We start from the raw sequence: 14,334 nt of genomic DNA, 5'->3' as shown, positions 1-14,334 counted from the left end.
TAGGTAGCAAACATGCAGACCCCGCACATTCTTATCGTTGAAGACGAGTTGGTAACACGCAACACGTTAAAGAGCATTTTCGAAGCAGAAGGCTACGATGTCTTTGAAGCGACCGATGGCGCAGAGATGCATCAGATCCTTTCTGAAAATGATATCAACCTGGTGATCATGGATATTAACCTGCCGGGCAAAAACGGTCTTCTTCTGGCGCGCGAACTGCGCGAGCAGGCGAACGTCGCGTTAATGTTCCTGACGGGCCGTGATAACGAAGTTGATAAAATTCTTGGCCTGGAAATCGGTGCGGATGACTACATCACCAAGCCGTTCAACCCTCGCGAGTTAACCATTCGTGCACGCAACCTGCTGTCCCGCACCATGAACCTGGGTACTGTCAGCGAAGAGCGTCGTAGCGTAGATAGCTACAAATTCAACGGCTGGGAACTTGATATCAATAGCCGCTCGCTGATTAGCCCTAACGGTGAGCAGTATAAACTGCCGCGCAGTGAATTCCGCGCGATGCTGCACTTCTGCGAAAACCCGGGAAAAATTCAGTCCCGTGCAGAACTGCTGAAGAAAATGACCGGCCGTGAGCTGAAGCCGCACGACCGTACCGTAGACGTCACCATCCGTCGTATTCGTAAACATTTCGAATCTACGCCAGATACGCCGGAAATCATCGCCACCATTCACGGCGAAGGGTACCGTTTCTGCGGCGATTTGCAGGAATAATCCCGCAGTTAATGCATTAAAAAACGGCGCTTATGCGCCGTTTTTTTTTATTCCCGCCAGGGCATAATCGGCACCGCGCTGATCGCGTTTTTCGGTGAACCTTCCACCACTTTGTCAGAATAGGCCAGGTAGGCCAGCGTATTGCGTTTGGCATCGTAGAAACGCACAACCTGCAGCTTTTTGAACACCAGCGAGGTCCGTTTCTGGAATACCACGTCGCCCTGCGCTTTGCCGTTTTTAATTTTGTCGCTCAATTCAACCGGGCCCACCTGCTGACATGAGATCGCCGCATCGGAGGTATCTTCCGCCAGCCCCAGTCCGCCTTTGATGCCGCCCGTTTTCGCGCGGCTGACATAGCAGGTGACGTTTTTCACGTCCGGATCGTCAAACGCCTCCACCACGATTTTGTGGTCCGGGCCAAACATTTTGAACACGGTATCGACGGAACCAATCTGTTCTGCCTGCGCGACGCGTCCAACCATCAACATCAGCGCGGTGAAAATCAAAGTCTTGTATTTCATATTGTTACCATTCTTTAAAATTACACTGAGCAATTATTCAACACTTTAGACAAAAATGTAGCAAGATCACAGGATTAGAATATATCTGCCTGTAATGTGCTCGAAAAAGCATGAATGCGCAAAAAAAACACTGAATGCTAAAACATCAAAAAATGCTATTATCCGCTAACCTGTTATCAGGCACCTGCTGTTTTAAGGATGAGGATAGTATATGGATCAGGCTGGAATTATTCGTGACCTGCTCACCTGGCTGGAAGGTCATCTCGACCAGCCTTTGTCACTGGATCATGTGGCGGCTAAAGCAGGCTATTCCAAGTGGCATCTGCAAAGGATGTTCAAGGATGTCACCGGTCATGCTATCGGGGCCTATATTCGCGCACGTCGTTTATCAAAATCTGCTGTAGCATTGCGCCTCACCGCGCGGCCGATTCTGGATATTGCCCTGCAATATCGTTTCGATTCACAGCAGACATTCACCCGCGCCTTTAAAAAACAGTTCTTGTTGACGCCAGCGCTTTATCGTCGCTCGCCTGACTGGAGCTCGTTTGGCATGCGTCCGCCGCTGCGTCTGGGCGAGTTCGCAATGCCGAAGTACGACATTATTACACTGCCGGAAACCCATCTGATCGGCACGACTCAGAGCTACTCCTGTTCACTGGAGCAGATTTCTGAGTTCCGACATCAGATGCGCGTCCAGTTCTGGCGCGACTTCCTGAGCCACGCGCCGGCGATCCCGCCTATCCTGTATGGTCTCAACGAAACGCACCCAAGCCAGGAAAAAGACGACGAGCAGGAGGTGTTCTACACCACCGCGCTGACGCCAGAGATGGCCAACGGGTATATTCAAGGTTCGAAGCCTGTCGTGCTGGAAGGCGGCGAATATGTGATGTTCGCCTATGAAGGGCTGGGAACGGGGGTACAGGAGTTTATCCTGACCGTTTACGGTACCTGCATGCCAATGCTGAATCTGAATCGCCGTAAAGGTCAGGACATTGAGCGCTACTACCCGGCGCAGGATGCCAAACCGGAAGAAGGCCCAATTAATCTGCGTATGGAATTTTTGATTCCAATACGTCGTTAACGCTGCAGTTCGTCAAGCGCAGGGGCATCGAGATGCGAAATGTCCCCTGCCATCTCCACGACCCAACCTGACGCCAGCCACGCGCTTTCCTGATAATCAATTCGGGAAATGGAGCAGTTACGCAGACGCAAACGGCGCTCAGCGTAAGCAGGTAATCCCAGAATGGTGCTCACCAGGCATCCCAACGCAATCCCATGACTCACCAGCAGCGGACGGCTTCCCGCCGGAAGCTTCAGGCATTCCGCCAGTGCGGCATGCATACGGACGCTGAGCTCCTGCATGGATTCGCCCTCAGGAATACGGCCATCTTCGGTACCGTTCACCAGCGTGCGGCGCCAGCCCTCTTCCGTTTCCGTCAGCGTATCGATATGGCGTTTTTCCAGCACGCCCATATCCAGCTCGCGCAGGCGCGGCTCCAGCATGACGTCACAGCCGCAGGCGTCTGCAATGATGCGCGCCGTCTGCTGTGTGCGACCTAAATCGCTGGTAATGACGTGGGTAATGCCCAGCGTTCGGGCGCGTTCTGCCACCTGCCACGCTTGCTGCACGCCCTTCTCTGTAAGAGGACTGTCTGACTGGCCTTGAATACGTCGCTCGGCGTTCCACTGCGTTTCACCGTGGCGAACAAGGTATACCTGTAACATGCTTTTTTTCCGTTATACTGCGATGAGTTTTTTTTGAATCGAGCTTAATTATGCACCATGTTGTCTCTGCTACCACTAATCCTGCCAAAATTCAGGCAATTCTAAGGGCATTTGAAGAGATCTTCGGCGCAGGATCCTGCCATATTGAAGCCATCGGCGTCGAGAGTGGCGTTCCTGAACAGCCGTTTGGCAGCGAGGAAACGCGCGCTGGAGCACGAAACCGCGTAGCAAATGCCAGGGCTGCGGCACCGGATGCGGACTTTTGGGTGGCAATTGAAGCCGGTATCGACGAAGGCGCAACCTTTAGCTGGGTGGTGATCGAAAGCCGTGAACAGCGCGGTGAAGCGCGTTCAGCCACCCTGCCGCTGCCGGAGATTATTCTGGAAAAAGTCCGCGCGGGTGAAGCGCTCGGGCCGGTGATGTCGCAGTACACCGGCATTGATGAGATTGGCCGTAAAGAAGGGGCGATTGGCGTCTTTACCGCAGGCGCGCTGACGCGTTCAGGCGTTTATCATCAGGCGGTGATCCTGGCGTTAAGCCCGTTCCATAACGCGATTTATCGCTAAGCGTTTTTCAATAGCACCGCTTCCAGCCACTGGCGCAGCTCAACGGGCGCCGACTTCAGGCTGTTCGATCCGCGGGTAATCGTTGCGATGCCCGCGCCGAGCTCATTTTTCAGTTCGCGCTGGCTCATCTCACCGCGCAGCAACTCTTCGATGATCCGCACGCGCGTGCCCAGCGCCTCGCGCTCGTCCGGCGTGAGCATCAGCTGCATAAGGGGTAAATGCAAATCCTGTTCGTAAGACTGGCGAAGCAGCTCCACAAAACGAAGCCACTCCTGATGACGTTGTTCGGCGATTGCCGAGGAATACGGGGAATGCTGGGTCATGTTATGCTGCCTCTTGTACTCTTTAGCGAGTACAGCATAACACAACCCGCGCCGATCAGTAACGTCTCTGCCACTCGACATCACTCATCAGGGTATCTTTCTGCCCCATGAAGTAGCGATAGTAGGCGTCATAGGCCAGCACGTTCTTCACATAGCCGCGCGTTTCCGAGAACGGGATGCTCTCGACAAACGCCACGGCGTCAATGCGTCCGGCGCTGTTGCCGAGCCAGGTACGCACGCGACCCGGCCCCGCGTTATACGCCGCCGACGCGAAGATGCGGTTATTGCCGAACTGCTGATACACGTACTGCAGGTAGCTGGTACCGATGTTGATATTGGTATCCGGATCCAGGAGCTGTGACGGGCTGCTGTAGCCAGGAATATTAAACATCTTCACCGTGTGCGTCGCCGTGCCCGGCATAATCTGCATCAGGCCGCTGGCGCCCACCGGGGAACGGACTTTCGGGTTCCATGCGCTCTCCTGACGGGCAATTGCCATCGCGTAGCTTTGCGGGATATCTTTGCCGCTGGTGTAGCGATCGAACAGATCCTTGTAAGCCAGCGGGAAACGCTCTTCGAGATGATCCCAAAGCTTACCGGCGATCGTCGCCTGCACGCTCAGATCCCACCAGTGGTTATCAAAAGCATAGCGGGCAAGCTGGGCTTTCTCGTCGGTGCTGCGGCTGGTCACCAGATTCGCCCACTCGCTGCGCGCGGTATTATCCATATTCCAGTACATCAGCTCGCGCACGCGCGCCATTTCTGGCCCCTGCGTCAGCGCCGGGTTCGCGTTAGCGGGCGCTTTATCAATGCGGAAGGTGTACTCCTCGCCCAGGCGCTGCGCGGCTGCCATCGGGTAGAACCCGCGCTGCTGCATCAGCGTATGGAGAATTTCTTTGGCCTCGTCATCACGACCGCGCTCCATCAGCAGATCGGCCTGCCAGTAGCGCCATTCGTCCTTCTCTTTGGCCTCCATAGGCAACCGCGCAAGCCAAGTATTCAGCCCACGGCGATCTCCCATACCCAGCGCCATGCGCACGCGACGTTCCACCAGAGACGTGGAGTTCGAACCCATAATGGCATCGTCACGCCAGCGCGCCTGTTCATCGGTCACATCCGTGCCCATCAGTCGCCACGCCACGATATCGCGCAGCTCCTGGGTTTGTTCCTCATTAAGCTGCTGCGCCTGCACCAGCTGCGGGATCATCAGCCGCGCGTTTTCCACATCGTCACGCGCCACGCTGGCAAAGGCCACCGCCGCCATCTGGCGGGTAAAATCGGTCGCGCCCGTACTGCGGGCAAAGGTCAGCACGCTGTTAGGATCGTTAGCCAGCGAGATAACCGCGGTGGAGATCGTCTGGTAATCGGACGGCATCTGCCCCGCCAGCGTGGTCACCAGACGCGTGTTGCCGGCTTTCATCGCCAGACGGATGCGCTCAAGATAGGACAGCGGATCCTGCTTGCCGGATGCGCGCCACGCGCCGAACAGGGAATCACAGGCGTTCGGCTGGTTTTTCCCGGTCAGCCAGAGCTCTTTCGCCCCGGCCCAGGCCTCTTCCTGCTGGCCGGTCGCCCATTTCGCGTAGTAATAGTTACACTGCGCTTCGGTGGTATTCGGCTTTTCAGGGCTAAACGCCAGCAGTCCGCGCCAGTCTTCGCGTCGCGCCAGCTCATTCACAAAACGAGACTGAAGATTCCGGGCTGGCGGCAGGGTCGGGTTCGCCTGAATGAAGTTATTCACGGTAACGGTGGGCTGATTTATGAGATCGTCCGTAATTTGACGATACTCCAGATACGGATACAGCGGATAATCCTTTAGCGTCGGCATCAGCGCCTGCACGGTATCCATCTGCTTGTTGTCCCACGCCTGTTTAATCTGGGCGTAGCGGTTGCGTTGTTCATCCAGTGAATCGGCATGCACCGCCTGGCTTACCGCCATTACGCATACGCTGGCAGCCAGCAGACGCCAGACCACCCGTTTGGCTTTTTCCACAAGCTCTTCCTCATTGTTTTTTCGTCAATTGCAGCGTCTTGCCACGTCAAAGTCTAATTAACTTATGCTAACCAGGCATCCTTCAACGCGCCACGTCATGGACACTTTTTTACCTTTCTTGCGCGTTTTAACACTCCCGACGTTCCTGGCTGGGATTAGGACGTGAAAAAGGCTACACTTCGAGGCTGAAATTCCTTCTCATTACGATAAAAGAGGCGAAGTCCAACGTGGCTCAATTCGTTTATACCATGCATCGTGTCGGTAAAGTTGTCCCGCCGAAACGTCATATTCTTAAAAATATCTCGCTGAGCTTCTTCCCGGGCGCAAAAATCGGTGTTCTGGGTCTCAACGGTGCCGGTAAGTCCACCCTGCTGCGCATCATGGCCGGCATTGATACAGACATCGAAGGTGAAGCCCGTCCGCAGCCTGGCATCAAGATTGGCTACCTGCCGCAGGAACCTCAGCTGAACCCGGAACACACCGTGCGCGAATCCGTTGAAGAAGCGGTATCCGAAGTGGTTAACGCCCTGAAAGGTCTCGATGAAGTGTATGCCAAATACGCCGAGCCGGATGCGGACTTCGACAAGCTGGCTGCACAGCAGGGCAAGTATGAAGAGATTATCCAGGCGCACGACGGTCACAACCTGAACGTGCAGCTGGAGCGCGCGGCGGATGCCCTGCGTCTGCCGGACTGGGATGCGAAAATCGCGAACCTCTCCGGTGGTGAACGCCGTCGCGTGGCGCTGTGCCGCCTGCTGCTGGAAAAACCAGACATGCTGCTGCTCGACGAACCGACTAACCACCTGGATGCAGAATCCGTGGCGTGGCTGGAGCGCTTCCTGCACGACTTCGAAGGCACCGTTGTGGCGATTACCCACGACCGTTACTTCCTCGACAACGTCGCTGGCTGGATCCTGGAGCTGGACCGCGGTGAAGGTATTCCGTGGGAAGGCAACTACTCCTCCTGGCTGGAGCAAAAAGATCAGCGTCTGGCTCAGGAAGCTTCTCAGGAAGCGGCGCGTCGTAAGTCTATCGAGAAAGAGCTGGAGTGGGTTCGTCAGGGCGCGAAAGGCCGTCAGTCTAAGGGCAAAGCCCGTCTGGCACGCTTCGAAGAGCTGAACAACACCGAATACCAGAAACGTAACGAAACCAACGAACTGTTTATTCCACCTGGAGCACGTCTGGGGGATAAAGTGGTTGAAGTGACCAACCTGCGTAAGTCTTACGGCGACCGCGTGCTGATCGACGACCTGACCTTCTCCGTACCGAAAGGCGCTATCGTGGGCATCATCGGTCCGAACGGCGCGGGTAAATCGACTCTGTTCCGCATGATGTCCGGTCAGGAACAGCCTGACAGCGGCTCTATCACCCTGGGTGAGACCGTGAAGCTGGCCTCCGTTGACCAGTTCCGTGACGCGATGGACAACAGCAAAACCGTGTGGGAAGAAGTGTCCGGCGGTCTGGATATTATGCGCATCGGCAACACCGAGATGCCAAGCCGCGCCTACGTTGGTCGCTTTAACTTCAAAGGCACCGATCAGGGCAAACGCGTGGGCGAGCTGTCCGGCGGTGAGCGCGGTCGTCTGCACCTGGCGAAGCTGCTGCAGGTGGGCGGTAACGTACTGCTGCTCGATGAACCAACAAACGACCTGGATATCGAAACCCTGCGCGCGCTGGAAAACGCCCTGCTGGAGTTCCCGGGCTGCGCGATGGTTATCTCGCACGACCGCTGGTTCCTCGACCGTATCGCGACCCACATTCTGGACTACCAGGACGAAGGTAAGGTGGAGTTCTTCGAAGGTAACTTCACCGAATACGAAGAGTACAAGAAACGCACGCTGGGCGCCGACGCGCTGGAGCCGAAGCGTATTAAGTACAAGCGTATTGCTAAGTAAGTGCCCAAAAAGCCGGGTGGCGCTCACGCTTACCCGGCCTACGGTTCTGCGCTGTTTGTAGGCCGGGTAAGGCGAAGCCGCCACCCGGCTTTTTTATTTGCCCACGTAATACCGCTTCACCTCGTCAAACTGCATCGCAAACTCGATATAGCTCATCAGCGCGGGCGAATTCAGCTTGCGGCTCGGATAGGCCAGCCAGAGGTCGTTGCCTTCAACGTTCCACTCCGGCAGTACCTGCACCAGCGCGCCCTTTTCAACCTTATCTCCCAGCAGAAATGCAGGAAGCAGCGTGATCCCCGCCCCGGCCATCGCGCACTCGCGGGCGTACACCAGATTATCGGTCATGTGCGCGTTATCCGGCAGGTAGCGGTAATCCTCATTCTCGCTTCGCAGAAGCCACTCCGACCAGGCTCTGTGCGTAATGCTGCGGTGCTCCACCAGCTGACGGGGATGCGTTAGCGGCGCCCGGCGCGCCAGATAGTCCGGCGAGGCCAGCATGTAGCGCGGACAGTGCCCGATCATTCGGCCAATCAGGGAGGAGTCCTGCGGCTTGCCGGTACGCAGCGCCACGTCAAAGCCGGACTCGACCAGATCCACCACATCATCAGAGATCGACACGTCCAGCGAAACCTCAGGATAGCGAAGCTGGAACTCGGCATTCATATGCGCCAGCAGCGTCGCGCCAATCCCAGCCGGACAGGTGATGCGCAGCCGCCCGCTCGGGTTTTCGCGCAGGCGCTGAATGGCATACTCCGCCCGCTCGCTGGCCGCCAGCATTTCGCGGCAGTGCACCAGATAGTGCTCGCCCGCAAACGTCAGGTTCAGCCTGCGGGTGGTGCGGTTCAGCAGGCGGATACCCACCTGCTGCTCCAGCTGGCTAATTCGCTGGCTGACGCTGGATTTAGGTAGTTCTGCTTTCTGGGCTGCCGCGGTAAAGCTGCCCATCTCCGCCACCAGCGCAAAAAGCGCCATATCCTGCAGCTGTTTAAACATGATTGTTCATCCTGTACGAACGCTGAGTTCTTGATTGTCCATCTTATCATGCAGCTGGCCACTTAATAGACTAGCCTCAACAAAACGCATGCCATTGAGGAGCACACCATGTCAGTTAAAGCGATTGCCGTTAACCCAGAAAATCCCGCCTCGTTCATTGAAATCACCCCGCCGATGCCGCATCCCGGCGAGCACGATCTGCTGGTGGAGGTGAAAGCCGTCTCCGTTAACCCGGTCGATACCAAAGTCCATGCGGGCATTGCCAAAAACGGACTGAACGAGCCGCGCATTCTCGGGTGGGATGCAAGCGGGATCGTCAAAGCCGTTGGGGCGGGCGTCACCGGATTCAAACCGGGAGATGAAGTGTGGTACGCGGGCGACATCACCCGCCCGGGCAGCAACACCACGCATCAGCTGATTGATGCGCGCATTGTCGGGCGCAAGCCTGCAAGCCTCGGCTGGGCGGCTGCCGCTGCACTGCCGTTGACCGCACTCACCGCGTGGGAAGGCCTGTTTGAACGACTGAACATTCAGGATGCCGGCGCGGACAAAACCCTGCTGATCATTGGCGGCGCGGGCGGGGTGGGATCGCTGGCGATCCCGTTTGCGAAGCACAACAGCAAGGTGAAGATCGTCGCAACCGCGTCCCGCGAAGATTCCGCCCGGTGGTGCCGCGAACGCGGTGCAGATGTGGTGGTGAACTACCGCGATCTGAAAGGCGAACTGGCGAAACACGGGCTCAAATTTGTGGATTACATTTTCATCCTCAACGACACCGACGGGCACTGGGATGCGGTCAGCGAACTGATTGCCCCACAGGGGCATATCTGTTCCATCGTCGAGAATGAACGTCCGCTGAATCAGGACAAGCTGAAATCCAAATCCGCCGCCCTGCACTGGGAATTTATGTACACCCGCAGCATGTTCCAGACCGCGGATATGGCGCGTCAGGGTGAGATCCTCAATGAGGTGGCGAAGCTGGTAGATAATGGCGTGGTGGAAAGCTCACTGAGTGAAACGCTGCACGGTCTGAGCGTGGAGAGCATTACCGAGGCGCACCGTAAGGTGCTGGACGGGCATATGCGCGGAAAAGTGGTGGTTGAGTATTGAGTGGCCTGATGCCCTCACCCCGGCCCTCTCCCACGGGGAGAGGGAGGTTAACGCTTACCCCTGCTCCCCCATCATCTCCTTCACCAGCTCGACGCAGCGCAGGAAGCGGGAGTCATAATCCGACTCTTCCACGTGCACAAACTCAACGTTGTTTTCGTTGAGCATCTCCACCAGCATGGACTGGAATTCACGCCTGTCCACGGAACTGCCGAGGCTGCGCATGCCGTCGGCCACCCACGGGGTGTTGTTTTCTAGCAGGATCACCAGGTCAAAGCGATATTCGTCAATCAGCGCCTGCACGAACGGGTGCTCGCGCCCTTCGTATTTTTTACAGAACGCCTGAGTGGTGACGAAATCGGTATCGATAAACGCCACCTTGTTGGCATATTTCACTGCGAAATCAATGTACTGAGCGTGGCCGAGCGCGATTTTGTCATAGTCGGAATACTGCAGCGCCATCTCGTCGCCGCCCAGGTGCGAGAAGACATAATCGCGGCCGTACTCCCATGCGCTGGTGGTATTGAAGATATTCGCCAGCTTGTTGACCAGCGTTGATTTGCCGCTCGACTCGCCGCCCAGGATCGCGACGGTGCGCACAAAGAACGGCTTCACCTCGGTCGGGATGTAATCCCAGTAGCGGAACGGGTTTTCGCGGATCTGCGCTCCGCTGATGTTCATGAAGGTGCGTTTCGGATCGATCAGCACCGTCTCGATGCCCAGATGCTCGCGGAACTGCGGCGCATCGGACTCTTCAGAGGTGTAGATCCAGTTAGGCGCAATGCCCTTCTCTTCCATAAACGCTTTGATGCCGTTGCTCCACACGTCCCAGCCGTGCGGATACGGCTCCATGCCCTCTTCGTTAAAGGCATGAATGCGAATGTTTTTCTGGTACTTGAAGGTCTGAAGCAGCCAGCGCAGGCGGTCCGGCACGGTCGGCTGCTGCGACATGGCGCTGTCCTCAAACAGCTGGCGATCGCGGGTTTCATCGTAGCCCATGATGATGTGCAGCTCGTCAACCTGGCTACAGGCTCGCTGGATCAGATAGATATGCCCGGTATGCAGCGGGTAAAACTTGCCGAACACCACGCCGATGTTCTTTTGCATACGCGGGAATTCCAGCCCCAGAAAGCGGTGCAGCGCTTCCAGCTTCTGCGCACTGGGGCTTTTGATTTTGGCGTTCAGCAGCTGGCTCAGGTAGCCCTTGGTCATGCCGCTGGCGTCCGCCACCTGCTGCAGCGTGCAGCCCTTCTGGCGGATAGCGGTCTTGATGTAGTCAAATGATGACATAAATTACGGTGCCTCCTGCAAAATCGAATACGTAATTATAAGTCGTCAAAGACATTTAACGCATCTGCGAGTTTCTTCACGCCGAAAACCTGCATCCCTTCCGGGATTTTTTTCGGCACGTTAGCAGCGGGAACGATAGCCCGGCGGAAACCGTGTTTTGCCGCCTCGGAGATACGCTCCTGGCCGCTGGGAACCGGACGGATTTCCCCGGCAAGGCCCACTTCGCCGAAGACCACCAGATCCTGCGGCAGCGGCCTGTCACGCAGGCTGGAGACCATCGCCAGCAGCAGCGCCAGGTCTGCGCTGGTCTCAGTGACTTTCACGCCACCCACCACGTTAACGAAAACGTCCTGATCCGCCATCTGCAGCCCACCGTGACGGTGCAGCACCGCCAGCAGGATCGCCAGACGGTTCTGTTCCAGACCGACCGCCACGCGCCGCGGGTTGCCCATCATCGACACGTCCACCAGCGCCTGAATTTCGACGAGCAGCGGGCGCGTGCCTTCCCACAGCACCATCACTGAACTTCCGGAGGTGATCTCATCTCCCCGGCTCAGGAAGATCGCAGACGGGTTGCTGACTTCGCGCAGCCCCTGCTCGGTCATGGCAAACACGCCCAGTTCGTTCACCGCCCCAAAGCGGTTTTTATGGCTGCGCAGAGTACGGAAACGGGAGTCCGCGTCGCCGTCGAGCATGACGGAGCAGTCGATACAGTGTTCAAGCACCTTCGGTCCCGCCAGCGAGCCGTCTTTGGTCACGTGGCCGACCATCACAATCGCCACGCCGCGCGTTTTGGCAAAGCGCGTCAGGTAGGCCGCCGTTTCACGCACCTGCGCCACGCTGCCCGGCGAGGACTGAATGTCCGCCATGTGCATCACCTGGATGGAGTCGATCACCATCAGCTTCGGCTGCTCTTCTTCGGCGATCATGCAGATCTGCTCGATGCTGGTTTCGGAGAGCATGTTCAGATTGCCGGTCGGCAGGCCCAGACGGTGCGCGCGCATTGCCACCTGCTGAAGAGACTCTTCCCCCGTGACGTACAGTGTTTTCATCTGTTCGGCGAGCTTACAGAGCGTTTGCAGCAGCAGGGTCGATTTACCCGCGCCCGGGTTACCGCCGATCAATATGGCGCTCCCCGGCACCACGCCGCCGCCGAGCACGCGGTCAAACTCTTTGAACCCGGTGGAGAAGCGCGGCAGTTCTTCGAGGCTGATGTCCGAAAGTTTTTGCACCTTCGCCACGCCCGCATTGCCCGCATATCCGCTCAGGCGTTCATTGCGCGCCACGCTCGGCGAAGCCGCCACACCACGCACTTCGGTGATGGTGTTCCAGGCATGACAGGCGCTGCATTGCCCCTGCCAGCGCGGATAATCCGCACCACATTCATTACAGACAAATGCGCGTTTTGGAGCTTTCGCCACGGTTTACCTCTTTATTTCTGATTAAGGCTGCCGGAGAGAATGCAGAACACCCCCATCAGGTCAGCGTGACGGATAGTGACTTCCGTCTTTTCATTCACTTTTGGCTTGGCGTGGTAGGCAATGCCCAGGCCGGCCGCTTTGATCATCGGCAGATCGTTCGCGCCGTCCCCGATAGCGACGGTCTGGATAACCGGAATTTCATATTTTTCCGCCAGACGCGTCAGCGTATTGGCTTTGTACTGGGCATCAACAATATCGCCGATCACCTGGCCGGTCAGCTTGCCGTCCATGATCTCCAGCTCGTTGGCCACCACGGTGGTCAGATGCAGTTTTTCCCGCAGGTAATCCGCGAAGAAGGTGAAGCCACCTGAGGCGATCGCCACCTTCCAGCCGAGGGACTGCAGCTTCAGCACCAGCTGCGTCAGCCCAGGCATCAGCGGCAGTACGTCGCGCACCTGACGCAGAATGTTGGCATCGGCCCCTTTCAGGGTCGCCACGCGCTGGCGCAGGCTGGCGGTGAAGTCCAGCTCGCCGCGCATCGCACGCTCGGTGACTTCCGCCACCAGCTCGCCGCTGCCCGCCAGCTTCGCAATCTCGTCAATACACTCGATCTGAATGGCGGTTGAGTCCATGTCCATCACCAGCAGGCCCGGGGTTTTCAGGTGCGGAATTTTGCCCAGCGGCGCGACGTCCAGCCCGGCGTCATGCGCCAGGCGCGTGGCGCGCTGCGTCAGGGAACCCGCCAGGCGAATGACCTGGTAGTCTTCCACGCACCAGGCGGCGACGATGACCATCGCGGCCCCAAGTTTGGTTTGATACTGGGTCAGGCGTTGCTTATCCAGACCGCGTCCATACAGCAGCCAGCCGCTACGACCGGCATGGTAATCCAGAGGCATCACCTCATCGCCACTTAAAGAGAGCGGCAATCCTGGCCATAAAGAGACATCCGTTGGCAGGTCACACCAGGTAATGTTCGGCATTAAAGCTCCTGTAATTTCGTTCGCGCCGGAAGGTTGCAGAGGGAAAATAACGCATGAGGCTACCCTGTAACCATCACTTCTGGCAACATTAAGCCGTAAATTTTCAGCAGGTGGAATATGGCTCGCGCAAAACTGAAATTCCGGCTCCATCGCGCCGTGATTGTCCTTTCCTGTCTCGCACTCTTAGTGGTGCTGATGCAGGGGGCATCGTGGTTTAGCCAGAATCATCAACGGCAACGCAACCCGCAGTTTGAGGAGCTGGCCCGCACGCTGGCACGCCAGGTGACGCTCAACGTCGCACCGTCCATGCGAACCGAAACGCCGGACGATAAGCGAATAGGCCAGGTTTTACGCCTGCTCACGGAGAACAGCCGCATTCTTGATGCTGGCGTCTATGATGAGCAAGGCAACCTGATTGCCCGCGCGGGCGAGCACGTCGACGTGCGCGACAGGCTGGCGCTGGACGGGAAAAAAGCCGGGGGCTACTTTAACCAGCAGATTGTCGAACCTATTCAGGGGAAGAATGGCCCGCTGGGCTATCTGCGCCTGACCCTCGATACCCACACCCTGCCTACTGAAGCCAAACAGGTCGATAATACCACCAATATTCTGCGCCTGATGCTGCTGCTTTCACTCGCCATCGGCGTTGTGCTGGCGCGCACCCTGCTTCGCGGCAAGCGCTCGCGATGGCAGCAATCCCCGTTCCTGCTGACCGCCAGCAGATCCGTTCCCGAAGACGAAGAGAGCGAGAAGAAAGAATAGTGATAAAGTAGGTGAACGATTCGGAAAAG

The 14,334-nt window shown here is 57.2% G+C and carries 14 protein-coding genes; 6 read left to right on the top strand and 8 right to left on the bottom strand.

Features of this window, described 5'->3' with window-relative positions; translation table 11 throughout:
* Positions 1-12: 12 nt before the first annotated feature.
* Positions 13-729, top strand: a complete 717-nt coding sequence (gene arcA / locus ACWYRJ_RS10610) for a two-component system response regulator ArcA (RefSeq protein ID WP_003856501.1) — start codon at positions 13-15, stop codon at positions 727-729.
* A gap of 47 nt (positions 730-776) precedes the next feature.
* Here the strand turns inward: arcA and creA are convergent, their stop codons facing one another.
* A complete protein-coding gene (gene creA / locus ACWYRJ_RS10605; protein WP_032660778.1) occupies positions 777-1,250 on the bottom strand; it encodes a protein CreA in 474 nt (157 codons plus the stop codon).
* A 211-nt stretch (positions 1,251-1,461) separates the two neighbouring features.
* On the opposite strand from creA, the gene robA reads away from it, so the two are divergent.
* On the top strand, positions 1,462-2,331 hold the full coding sequence (robA, locus tag ACWYRJ_RS10600) for an MDR efflux pump AcrAB transcriptional activator RobA (protein WP_111964082.1): 870 nt from the start codon (positions 1,462-1,464) through the stop codon (positions 2,329-2,331).
* On the opposite strand, the gene gpmB is transcribed toward robA, so the two are convergent.
* Positions 2,328-2,975: a 2,3-diphosphoglycerate-dependent phosphoglycerate mutase GpmB gene (gene gpmB, locus ACWYRJ_RS10595; protein WP_008502057.1), complete on the bottom strand. Its 648-nt coding sequence runs from the start codon at positions 2,973-2,975 to the stop codon at positions 2,328-2,330. The genes robA and gpmB overlap by 4 nt on opposite strands.
* Before the next feature lie 50 nt (positions 2,976-3,025).
* On the opposite strand from gpmB, the gene yjjX reads away from it, so the two are divergent.
* On the top strand, positions 3,026-3,541 hold the full coding sequence (gene yjjX, locus ACWYRJ_RS10590; RefSeq protein WP_048961786.1) for an inosine/xanthosine triphosphatase: 516 nt from the start codon (positions 3,026-3,028) through the stop codon (positions 3,539-3,541).
* On the opposite strand, the gene trpR is transcribed toward yjjX, so the two are convergent.
* Both trpR and sltY read right to left on the bottom strand, forming a co-directional pair.
* The gene (trpR, locus tag ACWYRJ_RS10585; RefSeq protein ID WP_126501107.1) at positions 3,538-3,864 is read right to left on the bottom strand and encodes a trp operon repressor; all 327 of its coding nucleotides are present in this window, start codon (positions 3,862-3,864) and stop codon (positions 3,538-3,540) included. The genes yjjX and trpR overlap by 4 nt on opposite strands.
* A gap of 55 nt (positions 3,865-3,919) precedes the next feature.
* Positions 3,920-5,857 (bottom strand): murein transglycosylase, encoded by a 1,938-nt coding sequence (sltY, locus tag ACWYRJ_RS10580; RefSeq protein ID WP_455507848.1) that lies wholly within the window; start codon positions 5,855-5,857, stop codon positions 3,920-3,922.
* 227 nt (positions 5,858-6,084) lie between these two features.
* Between sltY and ettA the strand changes: the two genes are divergently transcribed.
* Entirely contained in the window at positions 6,085-7,752 is a 1,668-nt protein-coding gene (ettA, locus tag ACWYRJ_RS10575; protein ID WP_003856515.1) for an energy-dependent translational throttle protein EttA, read from the top strand.
* A 93-nt stretch (positions 7,753-7,845) separates the two neighbouring features.
* Here the strand turns inward: ettA and ACWYRJ_RS10570 are convergent, their stop codons facing one another.
* Positions 7,846-8,745, bottom strand: coding sequence for a LysR family transcriptional regulator (locus ACWYRJ_RS10570; protein ID WP_115876484.1), 900 nt, complete (start codon positions 8,743-8,745; stop codon positions 7,846-7,848).
* Between the two features lie 108 nt (positions 8,746-8,853).
* Between ACWYRJ_RS10570 and ACWYRJ_RS10565 the strand changes: the two genes are divergently transcribed.
* Positions 8,854-9,855, top strand: coding sequence for a zinc-binding alcohol dehydrogenase family protein (locus tag ACWYRJ_RS10565; RefSeq protein ID WP_455507847.1), 1,002 nt, complete (start codon positions 8,854-8,856; stop codon positions 9,853-9,855).
* A gap of 54 nt (positions 9,856-9,909) precedes the next feature.
* Here the strand turns inward: ACWYRJ_RS10565 and nadR are convergent, their stop codons facing one another.
* The 3 genes from nadR to serB are packed head-to-tail and all read right to left on the bottom strand — an operon-like array spanning position 9,910 to position 13,543.
* Entirely contained in the window at positions 9,910-11,142 is a 1,233-nt protein-coding gene (nadR, locus tag ACWYRJ_RS10560; RefSeq protein ID WP_006810194.1) for a multifunctional transcriptional regulator/nicotinamide-nucleotide adenylyltransferase/ribosylnicotinamide kinase NadR, read from the bottom strand.
* 35 nt (positions 11,143-11,177) lie between these two features.
* A complete protein-coding gene (radA, locus tag ACWYRJ_RS10555; RefSeq protein ID WP_014068810.1) occupies positions 11,178-12,563 on the bottom strand; it encodes a DNA repair protein RadA in 1,386 nt (461 codons plus the stop codon).
* 11 nt (positions 12,564-12,574) lie between these two features.
* Positions 12,575-13,543 carry a phosphoserine phosphatase gene (gene serB / locus ACWYRJ_RS10550; RefSeq protein ID WP_136195634.1) on the bottom strand — a complete coding sequence of 323 codons (969 nt, stop codon included), beginning with the start codon at positions 13,541-13,543 and terminating at the stop codon, positions 12,575-12,577.
* A gap of 117 nt (positions 13,544-13,660) precedes the next feature.
* Here serB and ACWYRJ_RS10545 point away from each other — a divergent pair, with 117 nt between their 5' ends.
* A complete protein-coding gene (locus ACWYRJ_RS10545) occupies positions 13,661-14,305 on the top strand; it encodes a YtjB family periplasmic protein (protein ID WP_032643995.1) in 645 nt (214 codons plus the stop codon).
* The last annotated feature ends 29 nt before the right edge of the window (positions 14,306-14,334 follow it).

The organism is Enterobacter sp. (assembly GCF_977039595.1).
Note: the sequence above shows the minus strand (reverse complement) of the source record. Positions and strands in the feature narration are given on the sequence as shown.